We start from the raw sequence: 17,633 nt of genomic DNA on the forward strand, positions 1-17,633 counted from the left end.
ACGGTTCCTTAACTGCCCCAGGAGTCACGCAGGGTGACGGTGCGGTTGAACACCGGGCGACCCGGCTGGCTGTCCTTGAGGTCGGCGCAGAAGTAACCTTCGCGCTCGAACTGGAAGCGGTCTTCAGGCTGCGCCTGACCCAGCGACGGCTCGGCACGGCAGCCGGTCAGCACTTGCAGCGAATCCGGGTTGATGTTGTCCAGGAAGGTGCCGCCGTCTTCGGTCTTTTCCGGGTTCGCCGAGCGGAACAGGCGGTCGTACAGGCGCACTTCGCACTCGACGCTGCTTGCGGCCGGCACCCAGTGGATCACGCCCTTGACCTTGCGGCCTTCCGGGTTCTTGCCCAGGGTGTCCGGGTCGTACGAGCAACGCAGCTCGACGATGTTGCCGTCGGCATCCTTGATGGCTTCATCAGCGCGGATGACATAGCTGCCACGCAGGCGCACTTCACCGGCCGGCTCCAGGCGCTTGTAGCCCTTTGGCGGCTCTTCCATGAAGTCGTCGCGGTCGATGTACAGCTCACGCGCGAACGGCAGCACACGCACACCCATGTCTTCTTTAGGGTGACGCGGCAGTTCGAGCTGCTCGACCTGGCCTTCCGGGTAGTTGGTGATGACCACTTTCAGTGGGCGCAGCACGCACATGGCGCGTGGTGCAGTGCGGTCGAGGTCGTCACGGATGCTGAATTCAAGCATCGACATATCGACCACGCCGTCAGAACGGTTGGTGCCGATCATTTCGCAGAAGTTGCGAATCGACGCTGGCGTATAACCGCGACGGCGGAAGCCCGACAGGGTCGACATGCGCGGGTCGTCCCAGGCATCGACGTGCTTTTCGTCGACCAATTGCTTGAGCTTGCGCTTGGAGGTGATGGTGTAGTTCAGGTTCAGGCGGCTGAACTCGTACTGACGCGGGTGCGCCGGTACCGGCAGGTTGTCGAGGAACCAGTCGTACAGCGGACGGTGCCCTTCGAACTCCAGGGTGCAGATCGAGTGGGTGATGCCCTCGATGGCGTCCGACTGGCCGTGGGTAAAGTCATAGTTGGGGTAGATGCACCACTTATCACCGGTCTGGTGGTGGTGGGCATGGCGGATGCGGTAAAGAATAGGGTCGCGCAGGTTCATGTTCGGCGACGCCATGTCGATCTTGGCTCGCAGTACGCGTTCACCGTCCTTGAACTCGCCGGCCTTCATGCGGGCGAACAGGTCGAGGTTTTCTTCGACGCTGCGCTCGCGGAACGGGCTGTTCTTGCCCGGCTCCTTGAGGTTGCCGCGGTATTCCTTGGCTTGATCAGGGGTCAGGTCGCAGACATAGGCCTTGCCACGCTTGATCAGCTCGACGGCCCAGTCGTGCAACTGGTCGAAGTAATTGGAGGCGTAGCGCACGTCGCCGGCCCAGTCGAAGCCCAGCCACTTGACGTCGCTCTGGATGGCGTCGATGTACTCCTGGTCTTCCTTGGCCGGGTTGGTATCGTCGAAACGCAGGTGGCAGACGCCACCGAATTCCTTGGCCAGGCCAAAGTTCACGCAGATCGACTTGGCGTGACCGATGTGCAGGTAACCGTTGGGCTCCGGCGGGAAACGGGTGACGATGCTGCTGTGCTTGCCCGAGTCCAGGTCGGCCTGGATGATCGGCCGCAGGAAGTTCGCAGGGACAGCGGGGGCGCCTTTGGCAGCGGCGTTGGGCGCGTTGTCGGCAGTGGGCTTGCTCATAGGATCCTTGAATGCACGTGTCCGGCCTGGGTAGGCCGATTGAATCAAAGGGCCTATCATAGCCGAAGCAGTCAAGCTGCTGACAGCCGGGCTCGGACAAACTGGCGCGATTTATCACGGCTTTTTTGCCGCAGCCTGGCAAAATGGCCCGTGCGCGCCATTGTGTCGCGATCGCCTGATCCTGCGTCAGGTGATAACCCGCGCACTGCGCACCCTAATTTTTGATTGCCTTGAAAGAGCGAATTTCAGCATGTCCAAAGTCAAACTGAGCACCAACCACGGCGACATCGTCCTGCAACTGGACGCCGAAAAAGCCCCTCTGACCGTTGCCAACTTCCTGGCCTACGTTGAAGCCGGCCACTACTCGAACACCGTGTTCCACCGTGTGATCAAAGGCTTCATGATCCAGGGCGGCGGTTTCGAGCCAGGCATGAACGAAAAGCGTGACAAGCGTGCCAGCATCCAGAACGAAGCCGACAACGGCCTGAAAAACGACAAGTACACCATCGCCATGGCCCGCACCATGGAGCCGCACTCCGCCTCGGCGCAGTTCTTCATCAACGCCTCCGACAACGACTTCCTCAACCACAGCGGCAAGAACGTGCAGGGCTGGGGCTATGCCGTATTCGGTAAAGTGACCGAAGGCCAGGACGTCGTCGACAAGATCGAAGCCGTTGCCACCGGCTCCAAATCCGGCCACCAGGACGTGCCGAAAGATGACGTGATCATCGAGAAAGCCGAGATCGTTGGGTGATATTGCTGATCTCTGATCTGCACCTGCAAGAAGAACGCCCGGATATCACCCGGGCGTTTCTTGATCTGCTCGATGGCCGTGCGCGGCATGCCAAGGCGCTGTACATCCTTGGCGATTTCTTCGAGGCGTGGATCGGCGACGATGCCATGACGCCGTTCCAGCAATCGATTTGCCAGGCCATGCGCCAGTTGAGCGACAGCGGTACGGCGATCTACCTGATGCACGGCAACCGTGATTTCCTGATCGGTCAGGACTTCTGCGAGGCCGCCGGCTGTACCTTGCTGGCCGACCCGAGCGTGATCGAACTGGGCGGTGAGCAGGTACTGCTGATGCACGGTGACACACTGTGCACGCGGGACCTGGCCTACATGAAGCTGCGTCGTTACCTGCGCAACCCATTGAGCCTGTGGATTTTGCGGCACCTGCCGCTGTCCTCCAGGCACAAACTGGCGCGCAAGCTGCGCAGCGAAAGCCGCACGCAAACGCGCATGAAGGCCACGGAGATCGTCGACGTCACACCGGAGGAAGTGCCAAAGGTGATGGCGGCGCACGGGGTCAGGACGTTGGTCCATGGCCACACCCACCGGCCGGCGATTCACAAGCTGGTGGTAGACGGCCAACCGGCACGACGCATCGTGCTGGGGGACTGGGACCGTCGGGGCTGGACCTTGCAGGTTGACGAACAGGGCTTTCAGCTGGCGCCGTTCGAGTTTTCCTGAACAGCCGAAAATTTGGGGCCGCTTCGCAGCCCCAGATTCCTTTAATGCTGAGCCACTGCCCCTTTGTCCCGCTCACTGATCACATACTCCCGATACTCGGGGTCCGCCTTTATCTGCGCCTCGGTAAACGGAATCACTGCCAGTTGCTTGGCCGAGAATGCCTTGGTCTGGTCATGGGCATGGGCCGAACCCGCCTCGCTCGACTGGGAAAACGCCAGCAGCCCCCGGGCCTGAGGCCCCTGATCGGTGAAGCTGACCAGTTGCAGGTAGCTGGTGCCACTGAGCACCAGGCGCTTGCCCGGCCCATGCGGCACGCTGTGAATCGCGTTGTAGACCCCAAGCCCCTGCGGGCCACCCGGCACCGGCGTGCCATCGATAGCTTGCTGCACCTGCCCCCATTGGCTGTCGCGCCCTACCCCGCTTTCACTCACCTGCTGCAACGACGCCAAGGCCGCCTCGCGCAGCAGCTTGCGCACCGCAGCCTGCTCAACTGCCAGGCCGCGCGGCGTATGCTGCGGGTCAGCCGGGTCGAATGCCACCCGCCAGCTCTCAGGATGAGCCGCCAGGGCCTCGAACATGTTCTGGAAATGCACCAGCCCGATGCCGCTGTCCAGGTCAGCTTTGCCGTTCCAGGCGACCAGGCTGGCACACACGGGCTGCAGGTCTGCTGCGGCCCCCTTGCACCACGCTAACAGGTCCGGCAACAGCAGGCTGGCGAGGTAGACTTCATCATCCGTGACCATGTGCTGCAGGTCGTCGATACCCAGCTTGGCTGTGCCTTGCAGGCGGTGCAGGGCAAAACGACCACGCATGCCCAGCGGCTGGTCATTGCGGCTGACCAGCGGCGAATAGCCGGTCAAAGGCTGCGCGGGGTTGGCCATCCAGGCGGGGTCGTTGGAATTCTGTACAAAGTCCTTGCGTTCCAGGCTCGGCAGTAATCGCGCCGGGAAGATGCCGGGCTGCGCAGCTTGCGCATCGACCTTCCACTGGCAGGCGCTGCGCGAGCCATCCAATACCACCAGGCGCCCCGATGCCTTGGGGTTGCTGCATGCACTGAGCAGTTGCTGATCGACGTACGGGACCACCGACTGATTGAGGTACAGCGCTCGGCCGCCTTCATCCACAGCAAGCGTGTTGACCCAGGGAATGCCTTGCAACTGCTCCACCGAGCCCTTCAGCGCGTCCAGGCTGTCGGCATGGTTGATGCGATACCACTGCTGCAGCACCCGCGTGTTCTCCAGGTTGGCGTCGCGCAAGCTGTAAGCTGCCCGTGCGTCCCAGTCCAGGCGCCCTGGCCACTGCACCACTGGCCCGAACTTCGAGCTGTAGACCTGGCGTTCAACCTGGCTCAAGGGGCCATCTTCTGCCTTGACCGTGACGCTGACAGTCTGCCGCGACAACGGCAGCGACTTGCCGTCGAGCAAGTAGCGGGTCGGGTCTTTTGGATCAAGCTCAAGGCGATAGAGCGTGAAATGGTTTGACGTATCAACCGTGTGCGTCCAGGCCAGATGCCGGTTGAAGCCGATGTTCACCACGGGCAGGCCCGGTAATGCAGCCCCCATCACATCCAATTGGCCCGGTATGGTCAGCTGCATTTGATAAAAGCGCATGCCGCCCATCCAGGGGAAGTGCGGGTTGGCCAGCAACAGGCCACGGCCGTTGGCCGAGCGCTGCGACCCGACTGCCACCGCGTTGCTGCCTCGCTCCGATGCAAAGCGCGCCTGGCGGGCCAGTGCCGAGGCAAAATCCGGTGCCCCGTGCTGACTGGACAGCGCGGGCGGCTGCGCCCCTGCCAGCGCCTCGACGAACTGACCGACACCCCCTTCAGCCAGCAGACGACGGGTCAGCTTGACCAGGTCCTGGCTAGTGATCGGCCGCACCCAGTCCCCCTTTGCGCACTCTGCAGGCAAACCTTGGCTACGGCGCTCGGCCAGGGCACGGTTGAAACCACCCGCATAGCCCTCCAGCAGATCACGCACTGGCGCCGGTTGAGCCTGGAGAAACGCACCCACGGCAGCCGGCGTGTTGAGCCAGGTGAAAAACAGGTCGCTGGCAAGGTTGTCCCGTTGCTCGATGGTTTTACCCTTGGCACCGAAGTAGCGCGACCGCTCGCCGTTCACCGTCAGCACTTCGTTGGCCAACAGGCACACGTTGTCCTGTGCGTAGGCATAACCGATGCCGTACCCCAGGCCGCGCTCATCCTTGGCCACGATGTGCGGCACCCCAAAGCTGGTACGGCGAATCTGTGCGCTGGCATCAGCGCTGGCAGGCTGTGCTTGCGCGGCAATGCTGAAGGCGACCAGGGCAGCGGCCAGGCTGGCACGGGTCATGGGACGCGAAATCGAAAACACGGGCACACCTCGGATTCAGGGGTCATCCCGATCAGACGAATGGCTGCGTGAAAATTTTACGTATTACAAGGCGATAGAACGTCTTGAAACAGGAGCAGGCAATTTTTTTTCGGGCGGGCTGCAGATTTTCCGTTCTCATTCGTCCTAGTAAGTGAGGCAACCACATTTCGGGTAGTCCACGAAAAGGAGCATTCACATGTACAACCCGCAACCCTCAATGCAGGCTGGGCACATCCCAGGCAAGGCGCCCAAAGGACAGGACGCTTTCGCCGACGAGCGTGTCGGGAACGAACACATTCGCGAGCTGTTGCGCACCTTTGGCCTGCGCACCAGCCTCATTCGCCTCAAGGTGATCGATGCCTTGCACGCGGCAGACCGCAATGGCCGCAGCATTGGCGTGCGCGGCGTGCATGCACAGCTGGAGCAACTGGATATTCCGCTGTCATTTCTGAGCGTGCGCGAAGTACTCAAGCGGCTGTGTGCCGAAGGCGTCATCAACCTGGGCAGCGACAAATGCTACAGCCTCAACCCCCAGGCCCGCGCGGTGCTGGACCAAGCCTCGCCACGCTGAGCGTATGGCCGGCCACACCTGGCCGGCCCGCACAGGTCAGGGTTTGACCTTGCGCCGCAGAATGCCATTGATCACAACCACGACCACGGCAATGGCGATCGCCACCAACTGGAAGGTCTGCTCACTGATCGTGCCCTGCTTTTGCAGGTGGGACAGGCCCAGCATGAGGCCCAGTACCACCAGGATGATCAGAAGTGAATATTTGAGGCGCTGCACGTGTGTCATTGATAGTTCCTTGCAACATCAGGGGCAAATGGCTCGCAACGAGCGGCGGCCATGATACAACGCCCACCCGCACCGGCGCTGCATTTCCTGCTTAGCGTGGTGCCGTCCGCCTGAAAGCATTGGGCCCTCATCGCCCGTGCCGGAGGCACCATGTACAAATCCATGCTGTTCGCATCCTTTGCTCTGACTTCCTTCCCTCTTTATGCGCTGGACACTCGCCAGACGCCTGCCGAACAGCTGCTCGAACTAGGCAGCGAGCTGGCCGCCAGCGCTGGCTCCAGCCAATGGCAACAACTCTGGCACAGCGTTCGCGAAGCCGGCTATCTGCACCCTCATGCCAGCCAGGTTCACTTCACCTTGCCAGCATCGCAGTTGCCGGGCCTGGCCCGCCAGACGTTGGCGCAGGCCGATCAGGTGTACTCCGTGCAGCAGACACGAGCACTTTATCGCCGAAACTTTTCTGATCGCATTGTAGGAAAGCGCGGCGAGCACGCGTTCAGTGCGCTGTGCCTGCTGGTCGACTGGCGTGCCCTGCCCCAGGGCATGACCACAACCCCCCGGGCCTACTTGAAAAGCGCCAGCCTGCTGAGCAGCTACCCGTGTGACTGAGGGTTATAGCCCCCAGCAGCCATGTCAGGTACCACGCCAACGGGAAATCAACACCTGTAGCGAAAAGATGAAGCGATGTCCTACAGCAAGCTAAATCACTGCCTGCAAACCCTGTTCACCGAGGCTACAACCCCCAGCTTATATGCCGCCTAGCGACGCGCCTTGGCTCTACCTGAGAATCCAGTCACACCTTCGACATAACGCCGCTGGTGATCGCGTCCCGCATCGCAACCCCGAACGAAGGAGCGTCGCATGGAGTTACCAGACCTCACCTGCATAGATGTCAGCCAGTTGCCGCACTCACTGCAAGCGCTGATCGAGTGCATCGGTATCGACAATGCTTTTCAACTGACCTGCGCCTATGGCGGCAGGCCCAAATACATCCCCAAGCACCGCGAGCGCACCAAGCTTGCCGATGTGCTGCCAGCCGAAGCGCTCGACGCGCTGATCAAGCGCTTCGCCGGCGTGGCCCTGGAAATCCCCAAGGCCGACCACTTCACGCGCCAGCTGCGCAACCTGCAAATCCAAAAAGAAAGCGCCGATGGTTTGTCGCGCAGCCTGTTGGCCGACAAATACGGCCTTAGCCTGCGCCAGATCGGCAATATCCGCCGCCAGGAACCTTGCGTTCGCTAGCCATGAGCATTGTGGTCGCCACTGACGCCCACCGCCCCCTAAAAAGAGAATCCAGCTATGCCCATAGACAACAGCCTCATCGGATCCGTCGTCAATGCCTTGCCGATGGACCGCATGATCGCAGGCCCCCTGCAAGCCATGGTGCAGGCGCAGGTCACCGCCAGCAAGTCCTATGCCGACTTCCTGATGCAAGTCTGCGTCCAGGAAGGCAAGGCCGTCGCCATCCAGTTCGACTATGACGAAACCATCGTTGACGAACAGGGCGAATACCAAGGTGTCGTCAGCAAGACGATGAAAGTACCGCTGGTGGCGGCGATTACCCACCCGAACATCGCCATCGAGGAAGGCCATGTCGAGTTCGAACTGACCATCAATCAGATGTCGGAAGATGTAACCGACAAGAGCATGGCCGCCGAGGCCGGTGGGTCTCTTGGGTGGGGGCCGTTCAAACTGAACGTCAAGGGCAGCATCAGCCACAAGTCCACGCAGACCCGCAAGACCGATACCCGCGCCCGCTACGCATTCAACACGACCCTGAAGCGCCAAGACCCGCCCGAAGCGATGATGAGGGTCATCGATTTCCTCACCGATGCCGCCACCAAACCCACCATCGTCAAGAGCGCGACGCTCGATAGCACGGACAAAATCTCACAGGCCGATACCCTGAACGCCCCGGCCAAAAGCAGCAACCCGGAACCTGTCAGCCAAAAAGAAGGTGGCAGCAAGGCGAAGCCCGCCACCCCTCCTGCGAACTGATGTCGGTAACAATCGCCCCCTTGCAGCAGGGGGCACCACCTGGACCCAGGAGCCTGATGATTGGAAAAGTCCCTCGCCCCCATGACATCGATCGATTTGCGCGAGATCACGCGCGGCCTGCAAGAAGCCGCGAGCGCCACCAACAGCCTGATTGCGCAACAGTACATCAACCTGTTCGATCAATTCTTCGACTGTGATACCGACGCACTGGGCGCCCCGATGAAAGCCAAGATGGTCGAGGTGGCCATGGATGAGCAGCACATCATGCGCGTGCCCTTGTTTGCACTGGTGTCACCCAAGGGCCTGGCGCTGGAGCGCATGCAGGTGGACCTGTCGGTTAGGGTCAAAGGGACCGAGGCGCAACAGGCGTTGCTGACCGCCAGTGAGAACAACGCCGCCAGCTTCAAGGTGACCATTGGCGGCCAGGGCCGTCAGGGCGATAGTCGAGACCCTGACGAGGTGCAGATCCGCATGCAGTTCCAGGCCAGCGAGCCGCCTGAAGCGCTCAACAGGCTGATCGAGGAATACACCAGCCTGATCACACCGGTGCGCATGCCCAAATTCACGCCCCCGCCCACGCCCGATACCAATGAATTCATCGAGGCTGCCACGGTCCGTTGACCGCGGCGGTCAGAAGTCCCGTTTGTAGAAGATATCCAGCGAGCTTGCCAACCCGCTGGCCGCCTCCAGGTACACCATGCGGCTCAACTTGTAGCGCAACGCGATGGTGTTGGCCGGTTCGAACACCCCCACCCCGTAACGCAAGCTCAGCTTCTCGGTCAGGTTGCCGCTGGCAACCACACTGGTGGTATTGCCTGAGCCTTCGGTATCCAGCTGGAAGTCGTCGATACCCAGGCTCGATGCCAGGCTCCCGGTGATGCCGGCACTACCTGCCAGCCCCAAGCCCAACGCTGCCTCGGCAAGCATGTTGTTGTCTTCACCCGTCGTGCCCAAGGGGCGCCCCAGCACCAGGTACGACAGGGCCTGCTCCTGGCTCATGGCAGGTTCGGAAAACACCTTTGTGGTGGGCTGCTCAGCACTGCCGCTCAAGCGAATACCGGCAATTACGTCATCTACTTTGCGAATCGCCTCGATGTCCAGGTACGGCTGATCGAGCGGGCCGGCGAACAGCAGCCGCGCCCGGCGAATAGTCAGGCGCTGCCCGTAAGCGCGGTAACGGCCGTCAGCCAGGCTGAGCTCACCCCGGGTATCGAGGTTGTCGCCGATGTGCACGTGACCGAGCAGGTTGGCCGTGAGGCCAAAGCCACTGAATGACAGCTTGTCACGCCCGACTTCGACATCGATGTCCATGGCCATTGCCATGGGGGGGTTACCCTCTTCGGTCTGATGGCCGACGATCACCGTGTCATCGGAAACCTTCACAGTCGATGGCGGCAGCTCACGTACCGTGATCTTGCCTTTTGGCACCTGTACCTTGCCGGTTATCGCCAGCTTGTCATCAATCAGGCGCAGGGTCAGGTCGGGGGCAACCTCCAGCGTGGCGTAAGGCTCCACCGTCACCGGTAGTTGCTGCCCTTGCAAACGCAGGTCCATGCCCAGGGCCTGGCCCCAGGTCAGATTGCCGGTCAACTGGCCGCGCCCCGCTTCGCCACTGCGCCAACCGCCATTGAGCTGAACCTGCTCACCCGCGATCGATGCCTGCAACGACAGGTCTTCCAGGCTTACCGGCAACTCGGCGCCACTGACTTCGCCATGGCTCAGCACCAGGTTGCCGTTGACCTGTGGTGCAAGCAAGGTACCCGACAAACGACCGCTGCCATTCAACTGCCCGGCCAGGCGCTCGACCATGGGCACGAACGGGCGGGCGACCGACAGGTCCAGGCCCGCCAGGCGGAAATCCCCCGACAGCGGCTTGTTTTTGCCCAATGGGTCGAGGTGGGTGTTCAAACTCAGTTCACCCAGGCGCTCGCCGCGAAAATCCAGGCGGGCGTCGATACGTCGTGGCGCCAACGTGCTGTCCAGGCGCAAGGTCTGATAGGGGAAGTCGATCCAGCGCCCCTTGTCACGCACCCGCAGGGTGCCGCCACTGGCGTCTACGAGGATGCTGCCCTTGGGGCCACTGGCCGGGATGTCCAGGTTGACGTCAGCGTTCAGCAGGCCTTGCCAGGCAAAGTCCTTTGGCAGCCACTGGGCTAGGCTGTCCAGGGGGAACTGCTTGAGGTGGTAGCGCAGGCGCGGATCAGGTGCCAGGCGCTGGTCTTCACCGCACAGGCTGGCCTGACCAGAGCGCCAGCAATGGGCGCCAAAATCCAGCGTGCCGCTGGCCAACCGCTGCAAGCGTGCTGGTGCCTGCAACTGCCAGTCCTGGCCACCGGCCTGGATGCGCCCACTGGCCAGACGACCCCGCCAGTCGCCCTTGTTCAACTGGCCGTCCAGGCCAAGGTCCAGCTTGAGCTGCGGGCCGTCGAGTGCCAGGGTCAGGGCCTGCTGGCGAATGTCGCCTTTGCCATTGGCCTGCAAGGTACCCAGCGCCGTGTCACCGAGGTGTATGCCACTGGCCTTGAGGTCGATCACGCCACGCTGGGCGTTATCAAGGCGCGCGTCGAGGTCCAGCCGCTGAATACGGTTTTCGGCCTGCGCCAGCTGCTGGCCCTGCAGGGTCAGCGTGCCTTGTGGCGCTTTCAAGGTCCCGGTCACGTCCAGCCGGCCCTTGACCTGACCTTGTAGCCTGGGCCAAAGCTGCCCAAGGCGCGGCAGATCGAGATCCACGCGTCCGGCCAGCCGCTGTTGCAGGCTGCCACTGCCGTTGATGCGGTTGTCACCCAACTGGATCGCCAAGGCACCCAAGGTCCAGCTCTCCCCTGCCCCTTGGGCTTCGACCTTGAGCACCGCGGGCTGACCGCGCAGGCGGCCTTTCAGGTCGAGCTGGGCATCGAGTTTGAGCTCATCGCCTTTCATTTCACCTTTGCTGCGCAGTGGTCCGGCCAGTGTACCGGGCAACTCGGCAAGCCAGTACGCAGGGTCGAGCGCCGAGAGTTGCACATCGACATCCCACGCCAGCGTGTCAGCAAAGCGCACGGCAACACTGCCGGCGGCCTTGCCTTGCCCTGCGGTGAGCGCCAGCTGCGGCAGCTTCACCTGGGTCAGATCACCTTCGAATGGGCTGGCCAGCGTGAAAGCACCCGCCGGGCCGTCCAGAGCGCCATTGAAGGTGCCTTGGTAATTACCATCGCGGTAGTGAACCTGGGCATTGAAACGCTTGAGCGTGACGTCAGGCGGGGTTTCCAGCGGGTACAGACACAGCCACGGGAAATCCAGCCATTCAAGCTGGGCATCGGCGCTCAGGCCTTGTTGCCAATCGGCGCTGGCCTGCAGCTTTAGCCGCTGGCTATCGCTGGCGTTAAGGTCAAGAGCATCGACCTTGGCCCCCTTGCTATCGACCCACCCGGTCAGCGCCAAGGCAATCGGCGACTGTTCAGCGGGTAAGCTGGCCGAGCCCGACAATTTATAGCCTTTGAGCAAATCGCCTTTGGCGTTGAGCTCAAGCTGGTTGAACTGCAGGGTATCGGGCAGCGAAGCGGTCGGCTTGAACGCCTCGGAACGGATCTGCAGCGTTGCCGGCAAGTGCTCGGCCAATGGCTGCAGCTCACCGTTGAGCTTGGCATCGAGATACCCCGAGGTGGTGCCTTCGAGCTTTAGGGTTTTCTGCAACTCGCCTTGCACTGTCACTGCCAGCTGCCAGCTTTTACCCTCCACCGAAGGCAGTTGAACCTGCCCCTGCAATTGCACTGGCCAGTCACCTTCAGGCTGCAGGTCACCTTGCAGGTCCAGACGCAGGTCATCGCGTTGCAGCTGCAGGTGGTCGATACGCATCCCCGTTCGGGTCCAGTGGGCTGCCAGTTGCAAGTCACCGAGCAAGTCGCTGCCGTCCAGGCGCAGCTGGCCGATCTTGACCTCGCCCAGCTCGATGGCAACCGGCAAACGCAGGGCCGGCAGTTGCAGCGGGCCGCTGTCGGCAGGCGCATCACTCGGCGCAAAGGCCATGTCGATGCGTTGCGAATGCAACTGCTCGATGCACAAGGTGGCGCGCAGCAGGCAGCCGGGGGACCACGTCAACAGCGGGGCCTGCACCTCTACCCGGTTGCCGCCCTCGACCCAGCTCAGCCGGCTGGCTTGCCAACTGCCCGCCAGGCGCCCCTGGAAATCGGCGACCTCCAACCCCGGCACCCTTGCCAACGCCCAGCGGCTACCGCGTTCGGTCCCCACCAGCACACCCAGCACAAGGCCTGCGGCCACCACCACGCCGAGCACGCCCAGCAGTATGAATTTGAACACACGTGTCACAGCTCAGGCCCCATGGAGAAGTGCAGGCGAATACCGCCCTCGTCATCGAGTGCCTTGGCCAGGTCCAGGCGCAGCGGCCCGACCGGTGAAACCCAACGCACGCCAATACCCACGCCAGTTTTGAGGCTGGGCAGTTCAAGCGTGTTGAACGAATTACCTTGATCGACGAAGGTTGCCACTCGCCACTTTTCAGTCAGTGAATATTGATACTCGACGCTGCCAGCCACCAGGTAGCGCCCACCGATGCGGTCGCCATCGCTGTTTTTCGGCGACAGGGTCTGGTAGTCGTAGCCACGCACGCTCTGGTCACCACCGGCGAAAAAGCGCAGCGAAGGCGGAATGTTGTGCTTGTAACCGTTGGTGGCACTGCCGCCAAACTGCACCCGGCCGAGGAAGCGATGGTTGTGGCCGAGCGTGGTCAGGCCTTTGAGCAGCACGTTGGCATGCAGCAGGTTGGTGTCGGACACCAGCCCTTCCTTGGCCACCTGGGTATCGAACTGCAGGCGGTAGCCATTGTGCGGATCGATGCGGTTGTCGCTGCGCAGGTACGAAAAGCTGACGCCCGGCAACAGCAGATTGCTCAGCCCCGAGTCATCGCCCAGGCGATACTCTTCACGCTGGTACTTGAGCGAGATGACCCGCTGCCAGCCACTGGGCAACTTGCTGTGCCATTCAGGCCCTACGGTGAGCAGCTTGCTGAGGGTGTCGGTACCCGCAAGCTCTTCGTTCTGATAACCCCCGGCAAAGCGCAGTTTGTCGGTCAACGGCGGGTCGAGCGGCACGTCATACCACAGACCAACGTTCTGCCGGGGTGCCGACAGCTCGGTTTCCCAACCATAGCTGTGGCCTTGTGGGTTGACCCAGTGCCGCGTCCAGTTGGCCTTGCCGCGGGGGCCGACGTCGGTCGAGAAGCCCAGGCCCAGCCCCATGGTGCGTGGTTTTCGGGTTTCCAGGCGGACATCCACCGGAATGTCCTCGCCCACAGCGGCGGTCGGCGCGGCATCTACCCGCACGCCTTCGAAGTAGCCACTCGATTGCAGGTCGTTGTTGAGCTCGGCGATCAGTTCGGAGTCATAGGGTGTGCCCGGTTTGAACGAGACCATGCGCTGCAGCAGGTCTTCATCCAGTGGGGTATCACCGCCGAACCTGACTGCGCCGAGGCGGTAGCGAGGGCCGCTCTGGTAAACCAGCTCGATGTCGGCCACACCGGCCTGGGGGTCGACCGCCAGGCGCTGGCGGCTGAAGCGGCCGGCGAAGAAGCCATAGCGCGAGGCCTGGTTCTGGATCAGCCGCTTGGCGTCTTCGTAAAGCCCGTGGTTGAGCTGCTCGCCAGCGCGCAACGCCTTGCTGTCAGGCACTCGAAACGCCTTCATTTCACTGGCGGGGCCTTCGATGCGTACCGTCACGTTGCGCAGCCTTACAGGCTCGCCCGGGGCGATCTGGATTATCAATTGCGGGGCTTGGTCGGCCTTTGTCGGCGGCTTGACCTCGGTGTCGATCTGGGCCTGATAATAGCCAAGTGCCTGCGCGGCTTTGCGCGCCTGCTCCTCGGCCCCGCGACTGAAACGCAGCAGCGCTTCTTCGTCACGGTCGCCAAGGTTGCCGATATAGCCTTCGACATTGGCCTTGAGCGCCTTGTTGGCCGGTTTTACCTTCACCAGCAACTCGCTCTGGCCCCATGCTGTAAAACTGGCGACCCAGAAAACCAGGCCCCAGGTCAATCTTCCTGAATACGTCATACGGCGCATGCTACCAGAGCCGGGCGCTCAAGGGAGCCGTCTGGCGGCCTGTCAGGCAAAAGCGGAATTTGAAGAGACCGGGTTGGGATGGAAGAACACCCTTTCTCGGACTGGCCCTACAGCGACCTCGCCAATTTCTTCATAGCCCTGGCGCTGGTAGAACGCCAGGTAGTGCTCATTGCCGGTGTCCAGTACCACGCCCTGGGTACTGGGGTCTTCGGCGCACCAGTCATGTACAGCTTGTAACAATTGCTCGCCGTAATGGCGCCCCTGAAATTGCGGATGCACGCCCAGCAGCGGCAATACGTGCACCTGGTCCGTAGGCAGGCAGCTGGCCAATGCCGCCTGATAGTCCATGTAGCGCCGCGTGCAGCGCAGGCCGGTACCCAGCATCATGCGCAAACGCCAGGCCCAGCTGTCGGCCACCCCCAGCCTGCGCAGCGGCGGTACGATCAGCGCCAGGGCGATCAGGCGGTCATCCACCAGCAGGCCAATGGCCGGCAGTTGCAAATAGAAATGCTGGCGTACCCATTCACGCACCATGACGCGCAGGCGGCGCTCGTAACCTGGGCGCTGCGCCTCGAAAATGTAAGCGAAGGTAGGCTCGTGGCGGTAGGCGTTGTACAGCAGCGAACGCGCCTCCCGGCTATAACCATCGTCGAGCTGGCAGATACGGGCCGGGGTGGCAGTGGTGTCGGGCATTGCGGGCAGTCCTCCTGGAATGGGCTTACAGTGCCTTGGATAGGCTCGACCGGGCATCGTTCACCCCTACAGCACGTTAGCAGCAGCCCCCCGAACCCGCCACGCTGGTGATGACGCGCGATGTCGGCTAGCATCGCGGCTTTTACCGGGATTGTCTTTCCATGAAGATCGTCTGTTTCAACATCAACGGCCTGCGGGCCCGCCCGCATCAGCTGGCGGCACTGATCGACAAGCACCAGCCTGACGTGATCGGCCTGCAGGAAACCAAGGTCAGCGACGATCAGTTCCCACTGGCCGATGTCCAGGCACTGGGTTATCACGTGCACTACCACGGCCAGAAAGGTCACTACGGCGTCGCACTGCTGTCGCGCCAGCCCCCGCTCAGCCTGCACAAGGGCTTCGCCACCGATGAGGAAGACGCTCAGCGCCGCTTCATCTGGGGTACCTTCGCCGATGACAATGGCAACCCGATCACCATCATGAACGGCTACTTCCCCCAGGGTGAAAGCCGCGACCACCCCACCAAGTTCCCAGCCAAGCAGCGCTTCTACAGCGACCTGCAGGCCCTGCTCGAAAGCCAGTTCCGCAACGACCAACCGGTGCTGGTGATGGGCGACATGAATATCTCGCCCCAGGACTGCGACATCGGCATCGGCCCGGACAACGCCAAGCGCTGGCTCAAGACCGGTAAATGCAGCTTCCTGCCCGAAGAGCGTGAGTGGCTGGAGCGCCTTAAAGGCTGGGGCTTGGTCGACAGCTTCCGCCACCTGCACCCGGAAGTGGCCGACCGCTTCAGCTGGTTCGATTACCGCAGCCGCGGTTTTGAGGATGAGCCCAAGCGCGGCCTGCGCATCGACCTGATCATGGCTTCGCAGCACTTGGTGCCACGGATCAAGGCGGCGGGTGTGGACTATGAATTGCGCGGCATGGAAAAGCCTTCCGACCATGCGCCGATCTGGTTGGAACTGAGCTGATTTATAGCATCCAGAGCACTGGCTTTGTCGGTGCTTTAGATGCTCTGGAGCCCCTGATGCTTGTACACTTCACGCTTAATAGATCACCTATCATAATTACCAGTTGCGCCCTCAGGCCCGCCCTAGCAATATGCCCCCAACAGTGGCCAACCTTGAATTCATCATGAGTTCCAACAACCCGCCAGGGCTATTTTTTTATCAAAACGGCTATCTCGTTCTTGAGATAAGCGACACTACCACTCACACCTTCCTACGGCACCAAGACATTCCCTTAGCGCAAGCGCTTAAAAATGAGGTAAGTAGCCAAGCGATGCCACTGATTGCCGACCCGTATAATTCCATCCTACGCACGTTCGAGGAGGAGCCTGTCGCTGTCACGTATACGCCGTATGGACATTCCCCTGAACCTGAAGCTCGTCAACTTCTTGGATTCAATGGGCAACGCCGATCCATTGTGACAGGCCATTATATTCTCGGTAATGGCTACAGACTCTACTCCCCCCACCTCAACCGTTTCTGTTCACCTGATAGCTGGAGCCCATTTGGTAATGGTGGGTGCAACGCTTATGCCTATTGCGGTGGCGACCCTATAAATAGAACCGACCCCTCTGGGCACATGTACAGGTGGCAAAGTGGAATTATCCACAATGCTCGAGGGCGGCAACCTGCGGGTATTCAATTAATCGGTAACGCACCTCTTAATCGGCGTCGCGGATCGACTGCGTCCTCCACAGTTTCATCAAGCGAAAGCCTAAACTCAAATGCATCTTCGCGCTCCAGATCCAGGTCGCCTCTTAATAGAGAACGCAACCCTCATGAAACCTCAATGCAACGGCGCTCCTCAGTAGGATCGAATGCGTCAACCGCCACAGCCCCTTTACAGACATGGTCGCGTCGCGACTCAAGTTCAAGCACAGACTCAGGCACGACTGTTAACGAAGCTGGTGTTCCGCTCGACTTTATGTTTGATTCCAATGACCGCATCGGCAGAGACGTACTAAGCCATATGGCCAGCCATACCAACGTGCCAAGCGATAAGGAAATTTTTTTCAGGTTCAACAACCCAAGCACCACCGTTGGCATGCCGACTGGTGTTGAGCTACTCGAACTCAACTCTCCTAGCCATACCATCGAACGGATAAATATGGCTCGCATCAATCAACTCAAGAGACAGTCTAGGGTTTGATCGAACATTCCAGCGCGATGTTGATGGTCACCACCCGTCGTTCAGGGGAAATCTACCTCGTAAATGCCTCGGGCAGCGCGGGTAGGTAAAGCGCTTTCGATCGGTCGCACGTCGTCTAATTCCCACGCCAACCAGCCTTCTTCAAAGCGGCTTGCACAGGCGGCTTGCATGTCCGCGAATACGAATGGCCGAATAGCTTTGACACGTACTATCGCCACAGAGGTGCCATCGGCATCTTCTTCACCATCAACATGCAGGAACCGCCCGTTCTCAACAATTAGCAGATCTTCCGTAGGGTCGAGGTTTGCATACCAGCGACGTACTTCAAGGGTTTTCTCACCTGAAGCAATCCGACTACCATTAGGTCGGACAATTGATAAAGCTTTCATGACTTCCT

At 61.1% G+C, this 17,633-nt stretch carries 16 protein-coding genes; 9 read left to right on the top strand and 7 right to left on the bottom strand.

Annotated features, from left to right (window positions below; genetic code table 11):
• Positions 1-8 precede the first annotated feature (8 nt).
• Complete coding sequence (locus tag ACSSU5_RS25285) at positions 9-1,712, bottom strand: glutamine--tRNA ligase/YqeY domain fusion protein (protein ID WP_492560169.1); 1,704 nt, start codon at positions 1,710-1,712, stop codon at positions 9-11.
• Positions 1,713-1,962: 250 nt separating this feature from the next.
• Here ACSSU5_RS25285 and ACSSU5_RS25290 point away from each other — a divergent pair, with 250 nt between their 5' ends.
• Together ACSSU5_RS25290 and lpxH are read left to right on the top strand one after the other, a co-directional pair.
• Positions 1,963-2,466: a peptidylprolyl isomerase gene (locus tag ACSSU5_RS25290; protein ID WP_264313101.1), complete on the top strand. Its 504-nt coding sequence runs from the start codon at positions 1,963-1,965 to the stop codon at positions 2,464-2,466.
• On the top strand, positions 2,463-3,185 hold the full coding sequence (lpxH, locus tag ACSSU5_RS25295; protein WP_264313100.1) for a UDP-2,3-diacylglucosamine diphosphatase: 723 nt from the start codon (positions 2,463-2,465) through the stop codon (positions 3,183-3,185). The genes ACSSU5_RS25290 and lpxH overlap by 4 nt, the downstream gene beginning before the upstream one ends.
• A gap of 41 nt (positions 3,186-3,226) precedes the next feature.
• Here the strand turns inward: lpxH and pvdQ are convergent, their stop codons facing one another.
• Complete coding sequence (gene pvdQ / locus ACSSU5_RS25300) at positions 3,227-5,536, bottom strand: bifunctional acylase PvdQ (RefSeq protein ID WP_492560170.1); 2,310 nt, start codon at positions 5,534-5,536, stop codon at positions 3,227-3,229.
• A gap of 196 nt (positions 5,537-5,732) precedes the next feature.
• Here pvdQ and ACSSU5_RS25305 point away from each other — a divergent pair, with 196 nt between their 5' ends.
• Positions 5,733-6,107, top strand: a complete 375-nt coding sequence (locus ACSSU5_RS25305) for a fe2+ zn2+ uptake regulation protein (protein WP_264313098.1) — start codon at positions 5,733-5,735, stop codon at positions 6,105-6,107.
• 36 nt (positions 6,108-6,143) lie between these two features.
• Here the strand turns inward: ACSSU5_RS25305 and ACSSU5_RS25310 are convergent, their stop codons facing one another.
• Positions 6,144-6,332 (bottom strand): hypothetical protein, encoded by a 189-nt coding sequence (locus ACSSU5_RS25310; protein WP_264313097.1) that lies wholly within the window; start codon positions 6,330-6,332, stop codon positions 6,144-6,146.
• Positions 6,333-6,482: 150 nt separating this feature from the next.
• Here ACSSU5_RS25310 and ACSSU5_RS25315 point away from each other — a divergent pair, with 150 nt between their 5' ends.
• The 4 genes from ACSSU5_RS25315 to ACSSU5_RS25330 all read left to right on the top strand — a co-directional run bounded on the left by ACSSU5_RS25315 (position 6,483) and on the right by ACSSU5_RS25330 (position 8,951).
• Positions 6,483-6,941 (top strand): hypothetical protein, encoded by a 459-nt coding sequence (locus ACSSU5_RS25315; RefSeq protein WP_492560171.1) that lies wholly within the window; start codon positions 6,483-6,485, stop codon positions 6,939-6,941.
• A gap of 252 nt (positions 6,942-7,193) precedes the next feature.
• Positions 7,194-7,574, top strand: a complete 381-nt coding sequence (locus ACSSU5_RS25320) for a Mor transcription activator family protein (protein WP_264313095.1) — start codon at positions 7,194-7,196, stop codon at positions 7,572-7,574.
• Between the two features lie 57 nt (positions 7,575-7,631).
• Positions 7,632-8,330, top strand: coding sequence for a DUF2589 domain-containing protein (locus tag ACSSU5_RS25325; RefSeq protein ID WP_492560172.1), 699 nt, complete (start codon positions 7,632-7,634; stop codon positions 8,328-8,330).
• A 60-nt stretch (positions 8,331-8,390) separates the two neighbouring features.
• Positions 8,391-8,951 carry a DUF2589 domain-containing protein gene (locus ACSSU5_RS25330; RefSeq protein ID WP_264313093.1) on the top strand — a complete coding sequence of 187 codons (561 nt, stop codon included), beginning with the start codon at positions 8,391-8,393 and terminating at the stop codon, positions 8,949-8,951.
• A gap of 9 nt (positions 8,952-8,960) precedes the next feature.
• Here the strand turns inward: ACSSU5_RS25330 and ACSSU5_RS25335 are convergent, their stop codons facing one another.
• Genes ACSSU5_RS25335 through ACSSU5_RS25345 form a run of 3 tightly spaced genes read right to left on the bottom strand, consistent with a single transcriptional unit; the run spans position 8,961 to position 15,076 of the window.
• A complete protein-coding gene (locus ACSSU5_RS25335; protein ID WP_492560173.1) occupies positions 8,961-12,635 on the bottom strand; it encodes a translocation/assembly module TamB domain-containing protein in 3,675 nt (1,224 codons plus the stop codon).
• Positions 12,632-14,374 (bottom strand): autotransporter assembly complex protein TamA, encoded by a 1,743-nt coding sequence (locus ACSSU5_RS25340; protein ID WP_264313920.1) that lies wholly within the window; start codon positions 14,372-14,374, stop codon positions 12,632-12,634. The genes ACSSU5_RS25335 and ACSSU5_RS25340 overlap by 4 nt, the downstream gene beginning before the upstream one ends.
• A gap of 51 nt (positions 14,375-14,425) precedes the next feature.
• Entirely contained in the window at positions 14,426-15,076 is a 651-nt protein-coding gene (locus ACSSU5_RS25345) for a GNAT family N-acetyltransferase (RefSeq protein ID WP_264313091.1), read from the bottom strand.
• Between the two features lie 161 nt (positions 15,077-15,237).
• On the opposite strand from ACSSU5_RS25345, the gene xthA reads away from it, so the two are divergent.
• Positions 15,238-16,050, top strand: a complete 813-nt coding sequence (gene xthA / locus ACSSU5_RS25350; RefSeq protein ID WP_492560174.1) for an exodeoxyribonuclease III — start codon at positions 15,238-15,240, stop codon at positions 16,048-16,050.
• A gap of 310 nt (positions 16,051-16,360) precedes the next feature.
• On the top strand, positions 16,361-17,236 hold the full coding sequence (locus ACSSU5_RS25355; RefSeq protein ID WP_492561366.1) for an RHS repeat-associated core domain-containing protein: 876 nt from the start codon (positions 16,361-16,363) through the stop codon (positions 17,234-17,236).
• A gap of 41 nt (positions 17,237-17,277) precedes the next feature.
• On the opposite strand, the gene ACSSU5_RS25360 is transcribed toward ACSSU5_RS25355, so the two are convergent.
• Positions 17,278-17,625: an ASCH domain-containing protein gene (locus ACSSU5_RS25360; RefSeq protein WP_492560175.1), complete on the bottom strand. Its 348-nt coding sequence runs from the start codon at positions 17,623-17,625 to the stop codon at positions 17,278-17,280.
• Positions 17,626-17,633: the final 8 nt, after the last annotated feature.

The sequence above is a fragment of the Pseudomonas sp. E1MeOHC2 genome, assembly GCF_058745025.1.